This is a genomic window from Actinokineospora sp. NPDC051303 (assembly GCF_055586285.1).
The window spans coordinates 66,738-89,132 of the sequence record NZ_JBVJIN010000010.1; the positions used below are offsets into that span (position 1 = coordinate 66,738).

The following is a 22,395-nucleotide window of genomic DNA, read 5'->3' on the forward strand; positions in this document are numbered from 1 at the left end:
TGGCAAAAAGTAACCACCCGGCCACCACCCAAGTCAACGACTGACAGCCAGAAGTACCGTGTGGGCGGTGCGCATACTCATCTCCGCCGACATGGAAGGCGCCACCGGCGTCACCTGCACCGCCGACGTCGTCCCCGGAACCGAGCAATGGCAACGCTTCCGCCGCCTGCTCACCGGCGACGTCAACGCCTGCGTCACCGGCCTGCTCTCCGCGGGAGCCACCGACATCCTCGTCAACGAGGCCCACTCCGCCCAGCGCAACATCCTCATCGAAGACCTCGACCCCCGCGCCCGCCTGCTCACCGGCAGGCACAAACCCCTGTCCATGATGCAGGGAATCGACACCCGCGTGGATGGCGTCGTCTTCCTCGGGTACCACACCGGCGCGGGCGCCGACGGCGTCCTGGCCCACACCTACCTGGAGAACGCGATCACCGAGGTCCGACTCGACGGCGTCCCCGCCAGCGAGGGCAGGCTCAACGCCGCCCTCGCCGCCGAACACGGCGTCCCCGTCATCATGGTCACCGGCGACAACCTCACCTGCGCCGAAGCCGCGGGCTACGCCCCCCGCGCCACCACCGCCGCCGTCAAGGAATGCGTCAGCCGCTACGCCGCGATCTGCGACCCACCCCAGATCACCGCCGAGACCATCCAGACCGCCGCCGCGCGCGCCATGTCCACCGCTGGACGCGGCCACGGCGACGCCAGCGCGCACGTGATCGAAGTCGACTTCGACGCCACTCATCTTGCGCACGCCGCCGCTGTCGTGCCCACTGTTGACCTGAGCGCCACCCGCACCGTGCGGTTCACCGCCCCATCCATGACCGAGGCGATGAAGGCGTTCAAGGTGGTCACCGCCATCGCGGCGGCGGCCATGGACGGAATCTACGGCTGAGGAGGACCATGACCGAGGCGGTCGAGGACCTGTGCGCCCGCTTGATCCGGTTCGACACCACGAACCGAGGCCACGGGCAGGGCAACGGCGAACGGGAAGCGGCCGAGTTCGTCGCCGACCGGCTCACCGACGCGGGCCTCAAACCCACCCTGCTCGAACGCGCCCCCCGCCGGAGCAACGTCGTGGCCCGGGTCTCCGGAGCCGACCCGGACCTGCCCGCCCTGCTGGTCCAGATGCACCTCGACGTCGTCCCCGCCGACCCGGCCGAGTGGACCGTGCCGCCCTTCGCCGGGGAAATCCGCGACGGCTACGTCTGGGGCCGCGGCGCGGTCGACATGAAAGACATGTGCGCCACCGTCCTCACCGTCCTCGCCCGCTGGTCGGCTGAGGGCCGCGTCCCCCGCCGCGACATCGTCGTCGCCTTCGTCGCCGACGAGGAAGACGCGGGCGAATACGGCGCCCACTGGCTCGTCGACCACCACGCCGACCTCTTCGACGGCTGCGCCGCCGCCATCAGCGAATCCGGCGCCTACACCATGCCCGTGCGCCGCGCCGACGGCGCACTCGTCCGCCTCTACCCCATCGGCACCGCCGAACGCGGCACCGCGCACCTGCTGCTCACCGCCACCGGCCGCGCCGGCCACGGCTCCCGCCGCAACGACGACAACGCCGTGGTCAAACTGGTCGACGCGCTGCACCGACTCGCCGCCCACCCCTGGCCCGTCGTGCTCACCCCCACCGTGCGCGCCTTCCTCGAACGCACCGGAGCCGCCCTCGGCGTCGACGTCGACCTGCGCACCGACGCGGGCGTCGACGCCACCATCGCCCGCTTCGGCCACGCCGCGAAACTGGTCGAGAACGTCGTGCGCAACAGCACCCGCCCCACCGTGCTCTCCGCCGGTTACAAGGTCAACGTCGTCCCCAGCGTCGCCCAAGCCCAGGTCGACACCCGCGTCCTGCCCGGCACCGAAGACGACCTGCTCGCCGAAGTCGACCGGCTCCTCGGCCCCGGCATCCGCCGCGAGTTCATCGCCAACCAGCCCCCCGTCCAAGCCCGCGTCGACTCACCCTGGTTCGACGCCATGGCCGCCGCGCTGCGCTCCCAGGACCCCGACGCCGTCGTCGTCCCCTACTGCATGGGCGGCGGCACCGACGCCAAAGCCTTCTCCCGCCTGGGCGTCGAATGCTTCGGATTCGCACCCCTGCTGCTGCCCGAAGGGTTCGACTACCGCGCCATGGCCCACGGGGTGGACGAACGCGTCCCCGTCGCGGGCCTGCGCTTCGGCGTCGAAGTCCTCGACCGGTTCCTGTCCGACTGCTGACCCGCCCAGTAGCCCTGTCTCGAAGCGCCCGCGCGGGCGCTTCGAGACAGGGCCTAAGATGACCGCGCTGTCATCGACGGGGGAAGCAGCGTGCCCGGAGCCGACCACTACGACGTCCTCGGCGTGTCCCAGGACGCCTCGGCCGAGGAGATCAAGGCCGCGTACCGCAGACAGGCCCGCGCCGCCCACCCCGACCTCGGCGGCGACGTCGACCGGTTCCACCGCGTCCACCAGGCCTACGAAACCCTGATCGACCCCGCCGCCCGCGCCGAACACGACCGCACCCGACCCACGCCGCCGCCGGTCGCCCCCGAACCCCGCCCACCGGTCCCGCTCGCCCAGTGGACCTCCGGCCCCTGCTGGCTGTGCGTGCGCCGCGCGGGCCAGCCCCTGCTGCGCATCACCCTCGAACACACCGCCAACCAGCCCAGGACCGTCGACGTCCCCTGCTGCGACTCCTGCTGGTCGCGCTACATCATCTTCGGCACCACCGGCCTGGCCACCGCGGGCGCCGCCGCGGCGGGCGCGGCGCTGCTCGTCGCGATGATGCTCGTCGACGGCCTCGCCCCGCTCGACCCCGGCGGCCTCGCCGTGTTCGCGGGCTGCTGCGCCCTGCTGCTCGCCTGCGCCGCCGCGGTCGTGCGCGGAATGCGCCGCCGCACCACCGCCGCCCGCCTGGAGACCGCGGCCAAGGTCCACCACCGCATCGCCTGCTACCCGCCGATCTCCACCCTGCTCAAACTCGGCTACAGCATGGACCTCTAGAGCACTAGCCCGCGGGCGCCCAGTTGCCGTGGAACCCGTTCGGCACCCGCGTCGGCAGATGCACCGCCGCCACCGTCTCCAAGGTCTCCGCGTCCAACAACACCAGATCGCTGCGGTCGGACCCCGCGTCGTGCACATACCCCATCAGCACACCATCGTCCTCACCGGCATCGGCGCTGTTCGGGTGAAACACGAACTCCCCGATCGAGCGGCCCCGGCCGAACTCCCGCGCCACCGCGCCACCGCGGCCGAAGTCGTGCTTGAGCAGCGTCCCCGCCAGACCGTCCGCGCCGAACGCGACGCTGTAGCCGAAGCGATGCCGCCTGCCCACCACCCGCTCATCCACCCGGGGAAACTCCTGCGGCCGGTCGTCCACCCGCGACGACGACACCACACCCTTGGCCAGATCCACCACCCACCGCTCCACCGTGGGCAGCCCCTCAGCCGGGCCCGCGATGTTCACGTCGAACGTCTTCGGATGCCGCACCACGTCCAGCACCACCCGGTCGCCGTCGTCGTAGGCGTTGAACGGGTGATAGACGTAGCACGGCTCGATCTCGAACCACCGCACGTCCGCCGCGCCACCCGACCGCGGCATCACCCCCACCCGCGCCGGATACGCCGGATTCCACCGGTACGGCAGCGGGCCGTTCGCCCGCAGCGTCGTCCCCATCGCCGTCGCGATCGGGTCCGGCACCCGCACCCGCCCGATCACCGACGAGAGCACCAACCGCGCCGCCGGGCGCACCGCCGCGGGCACCTCCGGCCCCACCGCCAGCCGCGGGTCGAAAGTCACCGGCAGGTCGTAGAACACGACGTGCTTCTCGGTCAGCGAGAAGTTGTGCATCATCGGGCTCCCGCCGACCTCGACGTCCACCTGGCGCCGCAGCCGACCGTCCGCGCCGATCACCGTGTACCGCACCTTGTCGCCCCACCCGAAGAAGTACGACACCGCGTGCAACTCCCCGGAAACCGGGTCCCGCAACGGATGCGCGGTGTAGCCGCCGCGCAGAGTCCCGTCGAAATCGCACGCCCGCACCGTTTCCAGCTCATCGGACAGCTCGTAGCTGGACACCCCGCCCTCGATGAGCGCCAGCGTGCGGCCCGCGTGCGCGAGCACGTTCGTGTTGGCCCCCAACGTGTCCAGAGTCCCCCGCGCGCCCTTCGGGCCGCCCAGGGCGGGCGTGCGCACCCACCGGCTGCGGTACCACTCGGCGTTGCCGTCGCGCAGGAGGACGCCGTGGACCATGCCGTCGCCCATGAACCAGTTGTAGGTGTCCGGATCGACCTCCGCGACCGGGTTCGGCCCGATCTTGAGGTACCGGCCGTCGAGGTGCTCGGGGATCGCCCCGGTCACCGATAACCCGGTGAGCGTGCTCTCCTCCCGCACCGGCCGGTAGTTGCCTTCCAAGTAGCTGTTCCCCACGAGACCTCCCCAATCGCATAACACGGTTATGGGGACAGGTATAACGTGGTTATGCCAGAATGGCAAGCATGGACATCCGCGACCGGCTCGTCGCCACCGCCATCGACCTGCTCGCCACCGGCGGCCCCGACGCCGTGCAGACCCGCAAACTCGCCGCCGAGATCGGCACCTCCACCATGGCCGTCTACACCAACTTCGGCGGCATGGCAGGCCTCGTCCAGGCCATCGTCGCCGAAGGCTTCACCCGCCTCGGCCACGCCCTCGCCACCGTCGAGCGAACCGACGACCCGATGGCCGACCTGATCGCCCTCGGCGACGCCTACCGCGACCACGCCATCACCAACCCCGACCTCTACCGGGTGATGTTCGGCGTCACCGCCATCAACGGCCACCGCGCCGCCCTCGGCGACCCCACCGGCGCCACCGAAACCCCCGACAGCGACGGCACCACCGACGGCGCCGACTCAGTCGAGGACGACACCGCCACGACCGCGCTGGCCACCTTCGACGTCCTCGCCGAGTTCGTCGCCGCCGTCATCGACCGCGGCCTCGTCCGCCCCGGCGATCCCCGCGCCCTCGCCGCGCAACTCTGGAGCGCCACCCACGGCTTCGTCCTGCTGGAAATCGCGGGATTCCACGGCACGGACGGCGCGGAACGCGTCCTGCGCCCGATGATCGCCAACCTGCTCGCGGGCGCCGCCGCCGCACCCAGCTAGCGCGCGTGCCGACTCAAGAACTCGTGCGCCCGCTCCGCGTCGAGCAACGGCGGCCCGAACCGGCGCGGATGCGTCGCCCCGATCAACAACGCCGACCGCACCTGACCGCCACACGCCTTCGGGAACAGCGACCACAGCAACGCCGCCGCGCCCGCCACCACCGCGGCGGCGATCCCGTTCCCGGTCGCCGCCCCATGCGGCCCCGGCACGTCCTCCCCCGGCGCCAACAACCCCCGCGGCTCCACATCCGGGTCCAAGTCCACGAACCAACTCACCCGGCCCGACGCCGTGCACGACAACACCGGCAGCACCCACGGATGCCGAGTCAGCACACTCGACGCCGCCCCCGCGGCCGCCACCACCGGCACCCCGCGCACCGCCGCCTCATCCAGCACGTCGTGCAGCACCCGGTTCTCGCGCGTCGTCCCGTCCACCAACGGCACGCTCACCAGCAGCACCCGCGCCGACCCCAGCACCAGCGCTTCGGCCAACTCCGCGGGCCCACACCCCTGCGCCACCGAACGGGTGAGCACCGGTGACAGCGGGCAGATCGATAACGCCGAACACCCGGTCACCGCGGCCAGAAAAGGCGTGTCCGCCGCGCTCGCGACCACCTCGACCGACACCAGCCCGGCGCCGGAGCCCCGCCGCATCACCGGGGTCAACCGCACCAGGTCCAACAGCGGCGAGCGCGCCCGATGTCGAGGATCGGCACTGGAAATCACCACCCGAACCACCTCTCCCACGCTCGGCACCGGAGTACGGCCCGGCCGGGCCAGCGCGAACTGTAGTGGTACGACGGCGTTCTGTGATCACTCCAACTGAGTGATGCTCAGGCCTCCGCGATGCGCACACTGTCACCGGAGAACGACCGCACCGCCGCCACGATCTCATCCCGGTCCCGGGTGAACAGCCGCGTGTCCACCGGCAGCCCCGGCCCCGACGCCACCGGCCACGCGTCCCGCCGGTGCAGCCCCTCCACCCCCGGCGTGCTCGGCGTGATGCTCGGCCGCACCCGCACATACAGCGTCGGCCCGTCGACCACGACCGACCGCAGCGCGTCCCACGGCAGGAACGCCGGACCCTGCCCCGTCGGCAGCCGCATCCCCGTCACATCCACCGTGAACGGCGACGACCGCCGCTTCCGCCGCGCCACGTACGCGCCTACCTTCGCCGCCACGACCACCAGCGCCGCGACCACCACGACCAGGCCGAGCACCCGGTCGACCCACCCGGCGGACAACAGCACCACACCGGTCAACGCCACCACGCCCCCACCAGCGGCCCACGGCACCAGCGGCCGCCGCCACGCCTCCTGGTCCACCTCGGCGATGAACAGCTCCCCGACCCCCGGCGCCATCGTGCTCCCTCCACTATCGACAGGAAGGCAAACCCTACTTGACCTGCCACTACACCGACGCGAAAACGGGCGATCCCCGTACGCCGCACCAGCCGCGACCAACGGGCCGAGCCCGCCTCACCCACACGGGCCTGCCCACCCCCGGACGGGCCCGTGTGGGTCGCGCTGCGGACCATTCCTCCCGACCCCGGCTAGCTCGATCCGGTAAACCGCGACGAATACACCCGCCAATAGTCGGAATGAGTGGCATAGTGTGCTCTCGCCAACGCGGGAAACGTGACAGCGGAGACCGATCGCTGTTCCACCGCATTCGGACACCAGGATCTTCGCTTCTTCCCGCGGGCCAGACGACTTCGTCTTGATCTACTGTCTTGATCCACTTTGGGGAGATGAACTGACATGACACGGAGAATCATGATCGCCGTGCTGGCGATCGTGGCGGCCGTGACCGTGCCCGCGCCCACCGCGCAGGCCACGCCCGAGCAGGCCCAGGTGACCAACCGGTGCGGCTCGGGATACGTGCAGATCGACCACGAGAACCTCAACGCGCCCGGCTCCCTGTACGGGGTGGTGTACCTGTACTACAACAGCGCCAACGGCCAGAACTGCGTGTTCACCGAGAAAGCCGTCGCCGTGGGAACCCCGACCCGCACCTCCGCCTACCTCTGTCGCGCCAGCGACGGCCGCTGCGTCACCGACGACGGCAACTACCGCTACTACGCCGGACCGGTCTACCTGCCCGCGGCGGGCGTGTGCATCCGCTACGGCGGCCGAGTCACCCACACCAACGGCACCTACGACTTCTACAACAGCGGATGGGAACACTGCAGCTGACCCATCCCCATTCAGCGAGTGATTTCCGGGTGGGCCGCGACACTCAGCGCCGCATCCCACCCGGAAGCACCATCGCACGAGCCAAAACAGACAACCGCGCCGACCAAAGGCCCTGCCCTTCTGGGCGTTTTTGGAATTATGTAACTCATGTTTTTGCTGATCTTGATTACCGTAGTCTTGGTTCGCCTCTTTCTATTATCTAGATACAAGATAGTGTAGATGGCATCAAGGATGGTGGAGTAGGCAAGGCGCGTGCGGATAGAGGGGGTCGCCGTAGCATCCGGGAAAGATCGGGCGGATTTAGGCTGATCAGCGGTGATCTAGCTGCTGGTGCGGTGTTCGGTGATGACGGTGTGGACCGTGCCGATAGAGAGCTTGGTGGCGCGGGCGATGGTGCGGATGGATTCGCCGTCGGCGTGGCGGGCGAGGATGATGCGGCGTTTGTCGGTGTCGACGACGCGGGGTCGGCCGCCGGTGCGGCCTCGGGCTCGGGCGGCGTCGAGGCCGTTGCGGGTCTTACGGACGATGTCGCGTCGGCGATCCTCGGCCAGGGCGAGCGCCATGTCGAGGATCAGGTTGCGCTCGGTGTGCTCACCGGCGGCGATGCCGCGGGAGAACAGGTCGTTGAGCACGAGCAGCCCTTCGAGCAGGTTGCGGCCGAGCTGATCGACCTCCTGCACGGTGAGCATGTCGCCGGGGCGCATGTAGTCGATCGCGGCGGTCAGCGCGGGGCGGGCATCGACGGCGAGGGTGCCGCTGATCTTCTCCTCGAACACCTTCACGCACAGGCCGTCGAGCGCGTCGTGCTGCCGCGGTCTCCTGTTTGCTCGTGCTGACCCGCACCAGCCCCACCAGCGCTACGTCAACCCCTCGATTCGTTCAGCAAACCCGTTCAACAACCGGTGTGGAGCCTATCGGTTGTTGAACGGGTTGTTGAACATCATCACCTGAACGGAGGCCCGATGGGCGCGGCGGCGGCCGGGTGTTCAGTTATCGACCGTTTGTTGAACAACACCGGATCAAGCTCACGGGCTGGTCATCCTGCCGGTCGACCCATGCACCGTGAAGTCCTTAGCGATGCCCAGCATGTTCAATCGCGCCAACTCGGCCTGCTCAAAGTGGAAGGGCCACGCTTTCAGGTCGCGGCGATGCTCGCTCGGAATGCCCCAGTCGTAACGCTTCTGCACTTCGACCTGGTACTCGATGTGACTTCCGCTCTTGTTGCCGACAAGGCGATACTGGAAGTTGTTAAGCGCGTAGTACCAGTTGAGATTCTGGTCATGTGGCGAACTGCTCGGCTTCCACGCTGTCTGAAACGGTCCGTCTGGCAGGCTTCGGATACCTCCGAGTGCGCCGCTGACATCCGTCCTGAACTGAGGTACGTCGTTCAGCAGCTTTCCGGCGTCGATCTGGAACGGCTTTCCGCTGCCCGCAAGATAGTGGTTCAGCAGGGTAGAAGCATCAGCCCACCCCTTGAACACTCCCATGTAGCCTGAAATGCTCGAAAGGTACACCTCGTTGTCGTGGTCGCCGGGTTCGCGGTCCGCAGTCGCACGACCGCGGTGCTCGGTACGGAAGGTGTCCTCGGTGCCGAAGATGACTGCGAGACCCCGTGCCAGGCTGTCGTCGATGTCCGTGGCGGTTTTCAGGATCTCTTTTATCTTGTCTCCAAGATCATTTGCCTCGGCGATTCGCTGCTGCTCCTCGGGACTCAACGGCCCTGGGGGTTTGATAATGATCCATCGGACCGTGCCATCGTTTTCGACCTGGTAACCCTTGCCGTATGCGAGATGGATAAGTTCGATGAGATCGGCTTGGTGGGTTCGGAGGTTGCCAAAGCCGTCGCCGCTGCCGGTAGCGACGTCGTCAAGGAAGCGTTGCACTGCTGCGCACTCGATGGCGACGGCTTCCATATCTGTCTCGATGTTGCCGCAAACCTTCGCTGCGGCGTCGCCTGCTTCTCCCTTCCACTTGTCCTTCAGCGGCCCGGTTACAGCACTGCCGAGGCTGTCCTGATAGCTGAGCAGCTTCGCGGCGATCCCGGACCACATCGCGGCTGCGGCTTCCAACTTGGCAATGTCGAGATCGAGGAGCTGTCGGACTGTGATCATTCGCTTCTCCGGAAGGTTTGCGTCAGTCGTAGTCGAGGACTTCGTCCCAGCCTTTCCAGAGTTCATGAAATGCGCGCTCGAACCAGTTCTCATTGCCGTCGTAATTGCTCGCACTGAAACGGAACTCTTCCGCAGCCTTTGCGAGCTGGTCGCAAATCAGCTTGTTCAGGTTCTCCCATCGCTCATTCATGGTGGACAAGCTATTGAGGAATGTCCATCCTGGCGCAGCGCGCCGTATGGAATCAGTCGCGTCATCGGCTGCCGCGAGTTGCCCGCGTACCGAGGAGATCGTACTGTCACAGTCGTCCGCGCATGCGCGCAGCCAGTCGGTCGATACCTCGGAGCTGTCTGCCACGAGTGGGATTCTATCGGCAAGTGGATCACAAGAGAGTAGGCCGAACGGAGACAGTTGTAACCCACTAGGGAGTCCTCTTGGTGACCGACAGTTGACGGCCACCAAGCGTGGCGATTCGTAAGAACTCCGATGTGGCAAGCGAACCCCGTCAGGTCAGAAGAGGGTGTCGCGCACCCGAAGTGGTCGGTAGCCGGTGGGTCCGAGTTGGGCGAGCTCGCCGTCGATGTCGACGTCGATGGCGCCGAAGAAGTTGATGTTCTCGCTGTGCGCCGGGGAGATGTGGGCCAGGACCTCGTCGTCCACACGGCGTCCGGCGCGGCGCATCGAGTCCATGGCGAGGCCGTAGTAGTCGGTTGTCCAGGTGATCACGGCGTTGGTGACCAGAGTCAGGCACGATCGGCACGAACGGCAGCATCTCGGTCAGCTCTGCCTTGAGCGCCACCGCCTCCGCAAGAACATCCTCCGCGGTCAGCGGGGAGATCACCAGCTCGCCTGTCTCGTCCAGCCGGACCGGGCCGTCCCCGGCGGCCAGCGTGTCCTCCAGCTCGCCCAGCGCGGACCGCAGCTCGTCCTCGACCTGGGCCAAGCCCGTGGCAGCGTCGGCGGGCTTGCTGACCAGGCGGCAGAACTCCGCCCGGTGCTCGACCCACCGGGCCGGGGGGAGCAGGTAGATGGCAGGATCGGCGTAGCGGCGCGAACCCGGCACGAACACGCCCCCGCTGCGCAGCCCGTCACGCAGCGCCAGCAGCACGCATAACTCCCAGTAGTGCCGATACGCGCTGGCGCTGCCGGTCGCGGCCGCAGTGTCCAGGTAGCCGCGCCAGCGGGCCGAGACAAAGCCGGTCGGCGCGTCGTCGGGGACCTTGCGGGCGCCGCTGGCGTTCAGCCCCCGCAGCACCTCCACCGCCGCAACCAGCTCCGCAGCCGCGGTGCCGCCGCCGAACCGCACGGCCGCCAGCACCTGCGGAGTGAACTGCCGCAGATACGCCTGCGCCGAACGCAACCGCTCCCATCCGACCCGCTCACCGCGCAACAACCCGCCGACGTCAGCGTCCGGTACCGCCGGATCCGCCACCACCGCCAGGATCGCGTCCAACAACGCCTGTCGGTCCTCCCCGGCCTTGGCGCGCTCGGCCAACCAGTCCCGCATCCGGTGCGCGGCCTTGCCTTCCCGCGCCGACACCGCCTGGTCGAACAACCCAACGACCTCGTCCAACACCTCGGTCGCCGACAGCGCCACGACCGTCAACAGGATCGGATACCGGCGTTCCGGCTCGCCGCGCCAACGCCTGGGCCGTCAACCGGCGACCCATCGTGGCCAGGAACCGGCGCCGCTCCGCCGGAAGCACCGACAGATCCAGCCTCTGGGCGTCCATGCCGCGCAGAAACTCCAGCTTGGCGATCTCGGCCTTCACCGCTGCGGGCGATGCCTCCACCGGCCCCTTGCCCAACCACCGCAACCGGGTCATCCCCACCACCGGATCGGTCACCAACAACCCGTCCAACGCGGCCCGCCGCTCCTCGGTGAACTCGTGCGCCAACCGCTCGAACGTCTCCGCCCGCGCCACCTCCCGAGCATGCGCGACCCGCTTCACCACCGTCACCGGACCAGGCCGGATCACCCGCACCGAGACCAAGTACTCACACGCCAATCGGAACAACAACGTCGGCGAATCGTGCTCCATCGCCCGCGCCAGCAGGAACTCGTCCAGCTCCTTCAACTCCAACGTCGACGGCGCCCGCCACCCCACATACTGCGCCGCCAACCGAAGATGCTCCGTGCGGGTCTTCGCCCGCCGCCCATACGACCGGATCATCTCCGGATCCACCCGCAACTGCTCGGCCAAGCGCACCACTGCCGCCCACGGCGCCGACGCCACATCATCGGGCACAAACCCCAACCACGGCAGCGTGCACACCGCCACCGCCAACCCCAACCGATCCGCCGGACCTCGACCCCGACCCGGATCAACAAACGCCAGATCAGCCGGGGTCAGAGTGAAGAACCGGAACAACTCCTCCCGACCGATCTCCGGGAACCGCCGCAGCCCCTCCAACTCCTCATCCGTGAACACCGCAGCGACCGCCCGGCAACCTCCCACAAGACCCCAAGATCCCCTGGTCAGAAGCCTACTCAGCCATATCCGCCCGATCTTTCCTGCCATGCTACGGCGACCCCTAGAGGAAGGGATCTAGCGGGGAGGCCGCCGCGTCAACGACGAAGTCCTCGCGCGCATCTCCCCGGCAGCAGCGAAAACATCAACTTTTCGGTGCCATCGGAGGCGCCATCGACCGAGGTTCGGGGCAGGTGGGTGTCTCTGATCCGGCAACTCGGCCACTGAGGCGACGACCGGGACCGTGCCCAGCACGCTGGCCGGGCTACAACGGAAAACGAGCCAACTAGCTGGGACGGTCGGTGCAAGCTGGGCAGCCGATGACGCGGCGACCTAGCGGTTGTCGTACGCCGCGCGGGCGGCGTCTATGTGCGGCAGGTGCGTGATGCTCCACTCCAGCAGCGGCGCGGTGGCCTCGCACAGGGTCCGGCCCATCGTGGTCAACTCGTAGCTGACGTGCGGCGGCATGACGTCGCGGACCGTGCGCGTCAGGATCCCGTCGCGCTCAAGGTCGCGCAGCGTCACGGTGAGCATGCGCTGGCTGATGCCGTCGATGGTCCGCTTGAGCTCGGTGAAGCGTCGCGGCCCGTCCTTGAGCATGCGCACGATCAGCAGCGCCCACTTGTCCCCGACGATCCCGAGGACTTCGCGGGCTTGGCACGGGTCCGGCATGGTTACCTCCGGAGAACCGAGGCACCGAAAAGTGCCGTATTGCCCGGTCCTCGTCGTGTGGATCACGATGTTCTCGGTTACCAAAGGGTACCGAGGAACGAAAAGGAACCGCACGGCTATGGCCACATTTCTGTTGGTGCACGGCGCCTGGCACAGCGGGCGGAGCTGGGACCGGGTAGTCCCGCTGCTGGAGTCGGCCGGGCACCGGGTGCTCGCGCCGTCGCTGACCGGTTATGGCGACAAGGCACATCTGCTCGACCCTGAGGTCGGGCTCGGCACCCACGTTGACGACGTCGCGGGCCTGATCGAAGGCGAGCGTCTCGATGACGTCGTGCTCGTTGGGCACAGCTACGCCGGGATGGTCATCTCGGGGGTCGCCCACCGGGTCCCGGAGCGGATCGCGCATCTGGTGTTCCTCGACGCGATGGTTCCCGAAGACGGCGAAACCGCGGTCGATGTCCTTCCGGTCACCAAGCGGCTCATCGACGTCGCCGTCGACGGCTGGCGGGTTCCGCCGATGCCGGAGCAGCCGCCGCCGCTCGGCTTGTTCGGGGTCACCGATCCCGAGGACGTCGCCTGGCTGCGCTCGATGCTGTCGGACCAGCCGGTGCGGTGCCTTCAGGAGCCGGTCCGGCTGGGCAACCCGGCCGCGCGCACGATCCCGCGTACGCACATCCACTGCGTCGGGAGTCGGCCCGCGGGCATCACCCAACGTCCCGTCCCGGCGGGCGAGCGGGTGCGGGAGCTGCCGACCGGCCACGACTGCATGATCACCATGCCCGTCGAGCTCGTCGGACTGCTGGTCGAGGCAGCCTAGTTCTGACGCTACGGGGACTCGGAGGTGAGTGCGTGATGAATGATGCACACCCGTTCTCAGCCCTGCGGGCTCAGTCCCGTCACGGCCAGCCGGAACAGCCGGTCCGCCTGGGCGCCGAAGTCAGGGTGGTGCTCGGTGGCCAGGACGATGCCGACGGCGAGCGTGATCAGATCCGCGACAGTGACGCCCGCGGTTACCGCGCCATCCCGCACGGCACGGCGCAGCAGAGGGCCTGCCGCCTCTTCCAGAGTTGCCGAGCAGGTGTTTTCGCGCACCTGGGCTGGCTCGGCGCCGTCGTAGGCCAGTGCGGCCGCCAGACCCCGGGCGGAAACGCAGTAGGAGACGACGTCGCCCAGCCAGTCCATGAGCGCGTTCCGGCTGTCGCTCGCGCCTGCCAGTTCGTGGGCGCGGACACACAGGGCCTCGATCCGTTTCCGGGAGACCGCTTCCAATAGAGCGCGGCGGGTGGGGAAGTGCCTGCGCACGGTCGCCGAGCCGACTCCCGCGATGCGGGCGATCTGTTCCAGGGAAGCGTCGGCGCCATGGGCGGCGACCTCATCCTCGGCCACGGCGAGGATCCGCGCGTGGTTGCGCCGGGCATCGGCGCGCTGACGCTCGGGCATCGTGTCACCTCCACGTTTACTAAGTGGCGGGGCCCGCCGTATCGTAGCTCAGTAGAAACGGCGGGCCCCGCCGTTTTCGGTTGCCAAGTTCGTCTGAGGAGCGGCATGTCCACAGATTCCGTGCCCGTCCTGGTCACCGGCGCCACCGGCAGGCAGGGCGGCGCCACTGTCCGCGCCCTGCGCGCGGCAGGCGTTCCCGTCCGCGCGCTGGTGCGCGACCCGTCCACCGACCGGGCCAAGGCCGTCGAGGCACTCGGCGCGGAACTGGTCACCGGCGACCTGCACGACCGCGATTCCGTGATCCGGGCAGCCAACGGCGCCCGCGCTGTGTTCTCCGTGCAGATGCCTGCTTTCACCGAGGCAGGCCCCGATTTCGACGGGGAGATGACCCAGGGCGTCAACCTGGTCGAGGGCGCGAAGGCCGCCGGAGTGCCGCAGTTCGTGCACACGTCCGTCAGCGGCGCAGGCCAGCACACCCAAGCTCCCGGTTGGGCCGACGGCCGCTGGGCGTCGATGGAGCCCTACTACGCCACCAAAGCCGGGATCCAGCAGCGGGTCCGTGCAGCGGGCTTCGAGCACTGGACGCTGATCAAGCCGGGCTTCTTCATGGAAAACTTCCTGCCCGCCATGGCTTTCCTGTTCCCGCGTGGCATCGAGGGCGGCCTGGTGAGCGTCCTCAAGCCGGAGACCCGGCTGTCCCTCGTCGCCGTGGATGACATCGGCAGGGCGGCCGCGGCGGCGATCGCCGGACCGGAGCGGTTCCATGGCGTCGAGCTGGAATTGGCGAGCGACTACCTGTCGATGACGGAGATCGCCGAGCTTCTCTCCCGTGCGCTGGGCACGCGGGTGTCCGCGCCGGACATGACCGAAGAAGAGGCCCTCGCCGCCGGAATGCCCGCGATGGGCGCCGCGCACGAGCTGCTGAACGTGGTCGGCAAACCTGCCCGGCCCCAGTACGCCAGAGATCTCGGCATCCCGCTCACCAGCTTCGAGGACTGGGCACAGGAGCACCTGCGGGCCAGGACCTAGGAGAGGTTCGGTGCCGAAGTGCGCGCGGCTCACGCGCCGGAACCGCACGGGACAGTCTGACAAAACCACGTAGTCGTGGCATTTCCGGAAGGACGTTCATGCACGAGGAGCACGCTCTCTTCACGCGGGCCGCGGAGCTGGCTGCCGACTATGTGGCCGGTCTGGGTGACCGACCTGTCGCGCGGCCTGTCGATCTCGCGGTCTTGCGGCAGGCTTTCGGAGAAGAACTTCCCCGTGACTCCAGCCCTCCTGACGCCGTCATCGAGGAACTCGCTCGCATCGCCGAGGACGGGCTCGTGGCAACGGCGGGTCCGCGGTTCTTCGGGTTGGTCATCGGCGGGGCCTTGCGGTCCGCGGTCGCGGCGGACTTCCTGGCGGCGGCATGGGACCAGAACAGCTTCAACCCCGCTCTGTCGCCCGCCGCGGCCGCCGCGGAGGACGTCGCGGGCAGGTGGCTCAGGGATCTCCTGGGCATTCCGGCCACCGCGTCGACCGGGTTCGTCACCGGAGGCCAGGCGGCCAACACGGTCGGGCTCGCGGTGGCGCGTCACCACGTCCTGGCTCAAGCCGGGTGGGACGTCGAACGGGACGGCCTGGCTGGGGCGCCCGCTCTCCGGGTTGTCGCAAGCGTGGAACGGCACGCGACCATTGACCGCTCGCTGCGGTTGCTCGGTATCGGAACCAGGGCGATTCAGGCGGTGGCCGCGGGTCCGCAGGGCGCGATCGACGTCGCGGACCTGGCCGGGGTGCTGGCCGCGGGCGAGGGTCCCACGATCGTCTGCCTGCAGGCGGGAAACGTGAACACCGGCGCCTGCGACGACCTGCGCGCCGCCTGCGCACTCGCGAAGGGGCACGGCGCCTGGGTCCACATCGACGGCGCCTTCGGACTCTGGGCAGGCGCCAACCCGGCGACAGCGGCGCTGGTCGACGGCCTGGAGCTGGCCGACTCCTGGGCGTGTGACGGTCACAAGTGGCTGAACGTCCCCTACGACTCCGGCTTCGCGTTCTGCGCTCACCCGGCGCTGCACGCCGAGACCATCGCCTATCGCGCTCCCTACCTCGCAGGCTCTGCCGAGCTGTCCGGAATGGGCGACCTCACGCTGGAGGCTTCGCGTCGCGCACGGGTGTTCGCGGTGTGGGCGGCCTTGCGGGAGTTGGGGCGCGAGGGTGTGGCCGACCTCGTCGACCGCTGCTGCGGGCTTGCGCGGCTGTTCGCCACGATCCTCGCCGAAGGTGGCGCCGAGATCGCCAACGACGTCGTCCTGAACCAGGTCCTGGTCGGATTCGGCGACGACGACCGCACCGACGCGATCATCGACGCGGTGCAACGTGACGGCACCTGCTGGCTGGGCGGCACCACCTGGCGCGGTCGTCGCTACCTGCGAATCTCGGTCTCCAACTGGTCGACCACCGAGTCCGACGTCGAGCGCTCGGCCGCAGCCATCCTTCGGGCCGCCGCGGCGAACTGATCGGCCTCAACCACTGTCACACCTCCGCTGCGCCGCATCTCCTTGCTAGACAGTGGGCAGGGCACGGGTGGGTGGTTGATCAGGCGAAATAGGCCCGGTCTCGCCGTAGGCTGGATTGGTGGACGCCTTCCGCACGTCGTTTGAAGCCGCCGATCCGGTGCCCGCCTGGACGGACACGCCGGACCAGGGCGGCGCAGCGGACGGGGTGCGGCTGCGAACCTGGGTCGGCTCAGGGCCCGCGGTCGCACCGGCGGCGAAGACGCGGGTGGGGTTCACCGGCGTCCGCGCGCTGCGTTACGAGGGCGAACACACCGCGCGGGGCGCGGCGCGGGTGACGAACCGGCTGTTCCGGTCCGATCTGCGGGTCGACGCCGACACCGTGCTGTCCTATGTGGTCTTTCCGGAATTGGGGGATCTGCGCTACCCCGGCACGTTCGTCGCGGTGGATCTCGCGTTCGAGGACGGGACACGACTATCCGACTTGGCCGCGACCGACCATCTCGGGTTTCCGTTCACCGCGCGCGGCCAAGGGGAGTCGCGGGCGCTGTTCCCCGACCAGTGGAACCAGCGGGTCGTGCGGCTCGGACCGGTGGCCGAGGGGCGGACCATCGCCCGGATTCTGCTGACCTACGACTCCCCGCACGGGCCAGCCGAGTTCTCCGGGTGGCTGGACGACCTGGTCATCGGTCCGTCGCCTGCCCGGCCCACCGACCCGGTCGACCGGGTGGTGACCACCCGTGGCACCCAGTCCACCGGGAAGTTCTCGCGGGGCAACACCGTGCCCGCCACGGCCGTGCCGCACGGGTTCAACTTCTGGATTCCGGTGACCAACGCGGCCGTGACCAACTGGTCCTACGAGTACCACCGGGGCAACACCGCGGTGAACCGGCCCGCGTTGCAGGCTATCGGGCTCAGCCACCTGCCGAGCCCGTGGATGGGCGACCGGCACACCTTCCACCTGATGCCCACGACGGGCACGAGCCTGGGCAGGCGGGCCCGCGCGCTCACCTTCGACCACGCGAACGAGACCGCGCTCCCCCACCACTACGCGGTGCGCTTCGACAACGGGGTGCGCGCCGAGGTCGCCCCGGCGGACCACGCCGCCGTGCTGCGGTTCGCCTTTCCGCCGGGTCCGGCGAACCTGGTGCTGGACAACGTGAACCGGCACGGCGCCGTGCGGGTCGACGGGAACGTCGTCACCGGGCACACCGATGTCCGGAGTGGACTGTCCGTCGGCGCGGGGCGGATGTTCGTCCACGCCACGGTGGACCGGGAGATCACCGAGGTCACCCGGCGGTTCGGCCGCGGGCGCGCCCTGCTCCTGCGGTTCGCGCCCGCGGCGGAGGAGACCGTGGTGACCGTGCGGATCGCGACCTCGCTGATCAGCCCGGACCAGGCCCGGCGCAATCTCGGTGAGGTCGACGGGTTGTCGTTCGACCAGGTGCGCGAGCGAGCCCGCGCGGCGTGGGCCGAGGTGCTGGGGCGCATTGAGGTCGATGGCGCCACCGACGACCAGCTCACCACTCTCTATTCGTGCCTGTACCGGTTGTTCCTGTACCCCAATTCCGGATACGAGGACACCGAGACCGGCCCCCGCTATGCCAGTCCGGTCGACCCGCCAGCGGTCAAGGACGGGAAAATCTTTGTCAACAACGGATTCTGGGATACGTATCGAACCTGCTGGCCCGCCTACGCCCTGCTCTCCCCTACCCGCTGCGCCGAGCTGATCGACGGGTTCGTGCAGCAGTACCGCGACGGCGGCTGGATCGCGCGCTGGTCCTCCCCCGGTTACGCCAACCTGATGACCGGCACCAGTTCCGACGTCGCGTTCGCCGACGCCCACGCCAAGGGCGTGCCGGTGTCCCGCGACGCCTACGACGCCGCCCTGCGCAACGCCACGGTGGTCCCGCCAAACGAGTCGGTCGGGCGCAAGGGCCTCGACCGGTCGATCTTCCTGCACTACACCCCGACCAGCGTGCACGAGGGCATGTCGTGGGCGCTGGAGGGCTGCGTCAACGACTTCGGCATCGCCACCATGGCCGCCGCGCTCGGCGACGAGGACAACCACGCCTACTTCCTGGACCGCGCCCGCCACTACGCGCACCACTTCGACCCGTCGGTCGGCTTCTTCCAGGGCCGCGACGGCGGGTGGCGCTGGTCCCCCGCCGACTACAACCCCCGGGTCTGGGGTTACGACTGCACCGAGACCAACGGCTGGACGGCCGCGTTCGCCGTCCCGCACGACCCCATGGGCCTGGCCGCCCTGCACGGCGGGCCGGACGCGCTGGCCGACAAGCTGGACGAGTACTTCACCACGCCTGAGACCGCCCGGCATCCCGGCTCGTACCGCCGCGTGATCCACGAGATGACCGAGGCCCGCGACGTCCGGATGGGCCAGTACGGGCACAGCAACCAGCCCGCCCACCACATCGCCTACCTCTACACCTACCTGGGCAGGCCGTGGCGCACCCAGGAGAAGGTCCGCGACGTGCTGGCCAGGCTGTACCAGGGCAGCGAGATCGGCCAGGGGTACTGCGGCGACGAGGACAACGGGGAGATGTCGGCCTGGTACGTCTTCAGCGCCCTGGGCCTGTACCCGCTGCGCGTCGGCAGCCCCTCGTACGCCATCGGGTCTCCCCTGTTCCCCCGCGCCACCGTGCACTTGGAGAACGGCCGCGACCTGGTGGTGGTCGCCAACGGCACGGGCGTGTACGTGCAGAGCCTGCTGGTTAACGGCGAGCCGCACGAGCGGGCCTGGATCGACCACGACGTGATCGCCGCGGGCGCCCGCCTGGAGTTCATCCTGGGGCAAGAGCCCTCGAAGTGGGGCAGCGGGCACCTGCCGCCCGCGCTGGGCGACGGTCCGCCGCTGCGGGACATCACGGCAGGGCTGCGCGGCGCGTTGTTCGACGACACCGCCGCCACCGAAACCGTGGTGAGCATTCCCGTCGAAGTCGCGACGGACCCGGCGGAGGTGCTGATCTACACCCTGACGTCCGCCGCGACCGGACCCGACCCCACGGGGTGGACGCTGCGCGGCTCCGCCGACGGCCGCACCTGGCATGAGCTGGACACCCGCGCCGGGCAGGAGTTCCGGTGGCGCGGGCAGACCCGCCCGTTCAAGGTCGCCGCGCCCGGCCGATACCGCCACCACCGCCTGACCTTCGACGGCTCCCCTCGGCTGGCCCAGGTCCAGCTTCTCGCGCGCTAGCGTCAGCGCCCGGTGGAGCCGCCGATGGTCGCCTCTCCCGCCCGCTCCAGGTCCTCGTCCGGCTTGGGCTCCGGGGGGACGACGCCGCTGAGCTGGCCGCCGTTGTCGTTCATCCGCAGCACGAACGGCCGGGTCTCGGTGTAGCGGACGACGCTGACCGACGCCGGGTCGACCACGATCCGCTGGAAGGCGTCCAGGTGCTGGCCCAGGGCGTCGGCGAGCAGCGCCTTGATGACGTCGCCGTGGCTGCACAGCAGCCACACCGCCCGGTCGCCGAACTCGGCGGTGACCCGGGCGTCGTGGGCACGCACCGCGGCCACCGCCCGGGCCTGCACGGCGGCCAGGCCCTCGCCGTCGGGGAAGACCGCGGCGGACGGGTGCTGCTGCACGACCTTCCACAGCGGCTCGCCGAGCAGGTCCTTGATCGCCTTGCCGGTCCAGGAGCCGTAGTCGACCTCAGCCAGCGCCTCCTCGGTGACCGGGGTGAGCCCCCGGTCCTGCGCGAGCGGAGCCACCGTCTGCGCGCAGCGCAGCAGCGGGGACGTCACGATCGCGTGCAGCGAGACGTCGGCGAGCCGCCGCACCAGTCCGGCCGCCTGGTCGCGGCCGGACTCATCGAGGTGCACGCCCTCGCTGCGGCCCGCGAGCACGCCGGAGTTGTTGGCGGTGGAACGGGCATGCCGAAGCAGTACGACTGTGGCCACCCCCCGAGCCTAGGCGATCAGGTCGGGGAGACAACGCCGGTGGCCAGCAGCCCGCATAGCACCGCGCCGAGAGCGATCCGGTACCAGACGAAGAGCATAAAGTTGTGCTTGGAGACGTACTTGAGAAGCCAGGCCACGCAGGCGTAGCCGACGAGGAACGACACCGCCGTCGCCGCGATGGTCTGCGGGACGCTCGCCTGTAGTCCAGGGCCGCTGCGGTCGAGGACGTCGGGGATGCTGAAGACGCCCGCGCCGAAGACCGCCGGGATGGCCAGCAGGAACGAGTACCGGGTGGCCGCGGCGCGGTCGAGACCGAGGAACAGGCCCGCGGTGAGCGTGCCGCCGGAGCGGGAGACTCCGGGGATCAGCGCCATGGCCTGCGCCAGGCCCATCAGGACGCTGTCCTTCATGGTCAGCTTGTCCCGGTGCTGCTTGGCCGTCTCGTCGGCGACGGCGAGGATCACCGCGAAGATCATCAGCACGAACGCGGTGATCCACAGGTTGCGCAGGGCGGTGCGGATCTCGTCTTTGAACAGCACGCCGAACACGCTGATCGGGACCGAGCCGATGATCACGTACCAGGCGAACCGGTAGTCCGGGTCACGCCGGGCCTCGGCGCTGCCGAGGCCGCGGAACCAGGCCCGGAGCAGCCGCCAGATGTCCTTGGCGAAGTAGATGACCACCGCGGCCTCGGTGCCGAGCTGGATGACGGCGGTGAACGAGGCGCCCGCGTCGGCGCCGAACCAGAGTTCGGAGACGACACGGATGTGCGCGGACGACGAGACGGGGAGGAATTCGGTCAATCCCTGGACGATGCCGAGGACAATGGCTTGAAACCAGGTCAACTACCGACTCCCGCGAGATCCAGAGCTTCCACGGCGACCCGCAGAGCCGCCTTGCTTTGCTCAAGATCTTGCAGGATCGGTGAAACGGTCAGCGTGGTGACCCCTGACTCGGCCAGGGCCTGCATCTTCTCCGCGATGCGCTCCTTGGGGCCGAGCAGCGCGGTCGAGTCGAGGAAGCCCAGCGGCACCGCGGCCGCCGCGCCCTCGTAGTCCTTGGCGAGGTAGCGGTTCTGGGTCTCGGCGGCCTCGGCCTCGTAGCCCATGCGGCAGGCCAGGTTGTTGTAGAAGTTCTGCTCGCGGCTGCCCATGCCGCCGACGTAGAGCGCGGCGTAGGGGCGCACGGTGTCGGCGGCGGTCTTCCAGTCGTCGCCGACGACGATGGGGGTGGTGGGGACGACGTCGAAGCCGTCGAGGGTCTTGCCCGCCTTGGCGCGGCCCTGGGCGATCAGCTCCAGGGACTCCTTGCCGTGCTCGGGCGAGTAGAAGATGGCCAGCCAGCCGTCGGCGATCTCGCCGGTCAGCTCCAGGTTCTTCGGGCCGATCGAGGCGAGGTAGACCGGGATCTGCTCGCGCACCGGGTGCACGGTCAGCTTGAGCGGCTTGCCGGGGCCGTCCGGGAGCGGCTGGGTGAAGTGTTTGCCCTGGTAGCTCACCCGTTCGCGGCGCAGCGCTTGGCGGACGATGTCGACGTACTCGCGGGTGCGGCCGAGCGGCTTGTCGAACTTGACCCCGTACCAGCCCTCGGAGACCTGCGGGCCGGACACGCCGAGCCCGAGGCGGAAGCGGCCGCCGGAGAGCGTGTCGAGGGTCGCGGCGGTCATCGCGGCCATGGTGGGGCGGCGCGCGGGGATCTGCAGGATGGCGCTGCCGATGTCGATGCGCTCGGTGTGCGCGGCGACCCAGGCCAGGACCGTGGGCGCGTCGGAGCCGTACGCCTCGGCGACCCAGGCCACCGAGTAGCCGAGTCGGTCCGCCTCCTTGGCCAGTTCGAGGTTCGCGGCGTCGTTCCCGGCGCCCCAGTAGCCCATGTTCAGTCCCAGTCGCACACGGCTGACACTACCCACGGGTAACGCCGATCCACCAGTCGCCCGGAGTGGCGCGTCCGGCGCCCGGGGTCGGCCGCCTAG

At 69.3% G+C, this 22,395-nt stretch carries 21 protein-coding genes and 1 pseudogene; 9 read left to right on the plus strand and 13 right to left on the minus strand.

Going from position 1 to position 22,395, the window contains the following annotated elements:
- Nucleotides 1-67 precede the first annotated feature (67 nt).
- The 3 genes from ACZ6SD_RS10515 to ACZ6SD_RS10525 all read left to right on the plus strand — a co-directional run bounded on the left by ACZ6SD_RS10515 (nt 68) and on the right by ACZ6SD_RS10525 (nt 2,982).
- Entirely contained in the window at nt 68-895 is an 828-nt protein-coding gene (locus tag ACZ6SD_RS10515) for a M55 family metallopeptidase (RefSeq protein WP_465316650.1), read from the plus strand.
- An 8-nt stretch (nt 896-903) separates the two neighbouring features.
- On the plus strand, nt 904-2,217 hold the full coding sequence (locus tag ACZ6SD_RS10520; RefSeq protein WP_465316651.1) for a M20/M25/M40 family metallo-hydrolase: 1,314 nt from the start codon (nt 904-906) through the stop codon (nt 2,215-2,217).
- Between the two features lie 90 nt (nt 2,218-2,307).
- On the plus strand, nt 2,308-2,982 hold the full coding sequence (locus ACZ6SD_RS10525; protein ID WP_465316652.1) for a J domain-containing protein: 675 nt from the start codon (nt 2,308-2,310) through the stop codon (nt 2,980-2,982).
- Between the two features lie 4 nt (nt 2,983-2,986).
- Here ACZ6SD_RS10525 and ACZ6SD_RS10530 read toward each other — a convergent pair whose 3' ends face one another.
- Nucleotides 2,987-4,408 (minus strand): carotenoid oxygenase family protein, encoded by a 1,422-nt coding sequence (locus tag ACZ6SD_RS10530; RefSeq protein ID WP_465316653.1) that lies wholly within the window; start codon nt 4,406-4,408, stop codon nt 2,987-2,989.
- A 68-nt stretch (nt 4,409-4,476) separates the two neighbouring features.
- Between ACZ6SD_RS10530 and ACZ6SD_RS10535 the strand changes: the two genes are divergently transcribed.
- The gene (locus ACZ6SD_RS10535) at nt 4,477-5,124 is read left to right on the plus strand and encodes a TetR/AcrR family transcriptional regulator (protein ID WP_465316654.1); all 648 of its coding nucleotides are present in this window, start codon (nt 4,477-4,479) and stop codon (nt 5,122-5,124) included.
- Here the strand turns inward: ACZ6SD_RS10535 and ACZ6SD_RS10540 are convergent.
- Nucleotides 5,121-5,852 carry a hypothetical protein gene (locus ACZ6SD_RS10540; RefSeq protein WP_465316655.1) on the minus strand — a complete coding sequence of 244 codons (732 nt, stop codon included), beginning with the start codon at nt 5,850-5,852 and terminating at the stop codon, nt 5,121-5,123. The two genes, ACZ6SD_RS10535 and ACZ6SD_RS10540, sit on opposite strands and share 4 nt — an antisense overlap.
- Before the next feature lie 104 nt (nt 5,853-5,956).
- Entirely contained in the window at nt 5,957-6,484 is a 528-nt protein-coding gene (locus ACZ6SD_RS10545) for a hypothetical protein (RefSeq protein WP_465316656.1), read from the minus strand.
- 399 nt (nt 6,485-6,883) lie between these two features.
- On the opposite strand from ACZ6SD_RS10545, the gene ACZ6SD_RS10550 reads away from it, so the two are divergent.
- Nucleotides 6,884-7,318, plus strand: a complete 435-nt coding sequence (locus tag ACZ6SD_RS10550; protein WP_465316657.1) for a hypothetical protein — start codon at nt 6,884-6,886, stop codon at nt 7,316-7,318.
- A 320-nt stretch (nt 7,319-7,638) separates the two neighbouring features.
- Here ACZ6SD_RS10550 and ACZ6SD_RS10555 read toward each other — a convergent pair.
- From ACZ6SD_RS10555 to ACZ6SD_RS10580, 6 genes and pseudogenes are all read right to left on the minus strand, one after another.
- Nucleotides 7,639-8,118: pseudogene (locus ACZ6SD_RS10555) on the minus strand (recombinase family protein); the annotation flags it as partial.
- A 225-nt stretch (nt 8,119-8,343) separates the two neighbouring features.
- Entirely contained in the window at nt 8,344-9,429 is a 1,086-nt protein-coding gene (locus ACZ6SD_RS10560; protein ID WP_465316658.1) for a hypothetical protein, read from the minus strand.
- 22 nt (nt 9,430-9,451) lie between these two features.
- Nucleotides 9,452-9,784, minus strand: a complete 333-nt coding sequence (locus tag ACZ6SD_RS10565) for a hypothetical protein (protein WP_465316659.1) — start codon at nt 9,782-9,784, stop codon at nt 9,452-9,454.
- Nucleotides 9,785-9,932: 148 nt separating this feature from the next.
- Complete coding sequence (locus tag ACZ6SD_RS10570) at nt 9,933-10,859, minus strand: hypothetical protein (RefSeq protein WP_465316660.1); 927 nt, start codon at nt 10,857-10,859, stop codon at nt 9,933-9,935.
- Complete coding sequence (locus ACZ6SD_RS10575; protein WP_465316661.1) at nt 10,831-11,859, minus strand: DUF4158 domain-containing protein; 1,029 nt, start codon at nt 11,857-11,859, stop codon at nt 10,831-10,833. Before ACZ6SD_RS10575 ends, ACZ6SD_RS10570 begins: the two co-directional genes overlap by 29 nt.
- 372 nt (nt 11,860-12,231) lie before the next feature.
- A complete protein-coding gene (locus ACZ6SD_RS10580; RefSeq protein ID WP_465316662.1) occupies nt 12,232-12,570 on the minus strand; it encodes a winged helix-turn-helix transcriptional regulator in 339 nt (112 codons plus the stop codon).
- 118 nt (nt 12,571-12,688) lie between these two features.
- Between ACZ6SD_RS10580 and ACZ6SD_RS10585 the strand changes: the two genes are divergently transcribed.
- Nucleotides 12,689-13,387: an alpha/beta fold hydrolase gene (locus ACZ6SD_RS10585; protein WP_465316663.1), complete on the plus strand. Its 699-nt coding sequence runs from the start codon at nt 12,689-12,691 to the stop codon at nt 13,385-13,387.
- A gap of 56 nt (nt 13,388-13,443) precedes the next feature.
- Here ACZ6SD_RS10585 and ACZ6SD_RS10590 read toward each other — a convergent pair whose 3' ends face one another.
- A complete protein-coding gene (locus tag ACZ6SD_RS10590; RefSeq protein ID WP_465316664.1) occupies nt 13,444-14,010 on the minus strand; it encodes a TetR/AcrR family transcriptional regulator in 567 nt (188 codons plus the stop codon).
- Between the two features lie 105 nt (nt 14,011-14,115).
- On the opposite strand from ACZ6SD_RS10590, the gene ACZ6SD_RS10595 reads away from it, so the two are divergent.
- From ACZ6SD_RS10595 to ACZ6SD_RS10605, 3 genes are all read left to right on the plus strand, one after another.
- Nucleotides 14,116-15,039, plus strand: a complete 924-nt coding sequence (locus ACZ6SD_RS10595) for an NmrA/HSCARG family protein (protein WP_465316665.1) — start codon at nt 14,116-14,118, stop codon at nt 15,037-15,039.
- Between the two features lie 98 nt (nt 15,040-15,137).
- Entirely contained in the window at nt 15,138-16,508 is a 1,371-nt protein-coding gene (locus tag ACZ6SD_RS10600; protein ID WP_465316666.1) for a pyridoxal phosphate-dependent decarboxylase family protein, read from the plus strand.
- 118 nt (nt 16,509-16,626) lie between these two features.
- Nucleotides 16,627-19,719, plus strand: a complete 3,093-nt coding sequence (locus ACZ6SD_RS10605; protein ID WP_465316667.1) for a GH92 family glycosyl hydrolase — start codon at nt 16,627-16,629, stop codon at nt 19,717-19,719.
- A 2-nt stretch (nt 19,720-19,721) separates the two neighbouring features.
- Here ACZ6SD_RS10605 and ACZ6SD_RS10610 read toward each other — a convergent pair whose 3' ends face one another.
- Genes ACZ6SD_RS10610 through ACZ6SD_RS10620 form a run of 3 tightly spaced genes read right to left on the minus strand, consistent with a single transcriptional unit; the run spans nt 19,722 to nt 22,314 of the window.
- A complete protein-coding gene (locus ACZ6SD_RS10610; RefSeq protein ID WP_465316668.1) occupies nt 19,722-20,423 on the minus strand; it encodes a histidine phosphatase family protein in 702 nt (233 codons plus the stop codon).
- A gap of 17 nt (nt 20,424-20,440) precedes the next feature.
- Entirely contained in the window at nt 20,441-21,268 is an 828-nt protein-coding gene (locus tag ACZ6SD_RS10615; RefSeq protein ID WP_465316669.1) for an undecaprenyl-diphosphate phosphatase, read from the minus strand.
- Nucleotides 21,265-22,314: an LLM class F420-dependent oxidoreductase gene (locus tag ACZ6SD_RS10620; protein ID WP_465316670.1), complete on the minus strand. Its 1,050-nt coding sequence runs from the start codon at nt 22,312-22,314 to the stop codon at nt 21,265-21,267. The genes ACZ6SD_RS10615 and ACZ6SD_RS10620 overlap by 4 nt, the downstream gene beginning before the upstream one ends.
- Nucleotides 22,315-22,395 lie beyond the last annotated feature (81 nt).

Bases quoted from the DNA above. Each gene is read 5' to 3' on its own strand.
- ACZ6SD_RS10520 (WP_465316651.1), top strand. From the start codon at position 904: ATGACCGAGGCGGTCGAGGACCTGTGCGCCCGCTTGATCCGGTTCGAC.
- ACZ6SD_RS10535 (WP_465316654.1), top strand. From the start codon at position 4,477: ATGGACATCCGCGACCGGCTCGTCGCCACCGCCATCGACCTGCTCGCC.
- ACZ6SD_RS10545 (WP_465316656.1), bottom strand. From the start codon at position 6,484: ATGGCGCCGGGGGTCGGGGAGCTGTTCATCGCCGAGGTGGACCAGGAG.
- ACZ6SD_RS10550 (WP_465316657.1), top strand. From the start codon at position 6,884: ATGACACGGAGAATCATGATCGCCGTGCTGGCGATCGTGGCGGCCGTG.
- ACZ6SD_RS10560 (WP_465316658.1), bottom strand. From the start codon at position 9,429: ATGATCACAGTCCGACAGCTCCTCGATCTCGACATTGCCAAGTTGGAA.
- ACZ6SD_RS10580 (WP_465316662.1), bottom strand. From the start codon at position 12,570: ATGCCGGACCCGTGCCAAGCCCGCGAAGTCCTCGGGATCGTCGGGGAC.
- ACZ6SD_RS10585 (WP_465316663.1), top strand. From the start codon at position 12,689: ATGGCCACATTTCTGTTGGTGCACGGCGCCTGGCACAGCGGGCGGAGC.
- ACZ6SD_RS10590 (WP_465316664.1), bottom strand. From the start codon at position 14,010: ATGCCCGAGCGTCAGCGCGCCGATGCCCGGCGCAACCACGCGCGGATC.
- ACZ6SD_RS10595 (WP_465316665.1), top strand. From the start codon at position 14,116: ATGTCCACAGATTCCGTGCCCGTCCTGGTCACCGGCGCCACCGGCAGG.
- ACZ6SD_RS10600 (WP_465316666.1), top strand. From the start codon at position 15,138: ATGCACGAGGAGCACGCTCTCTTCACGCGGGCCGCGGAGCTGGCTGCC.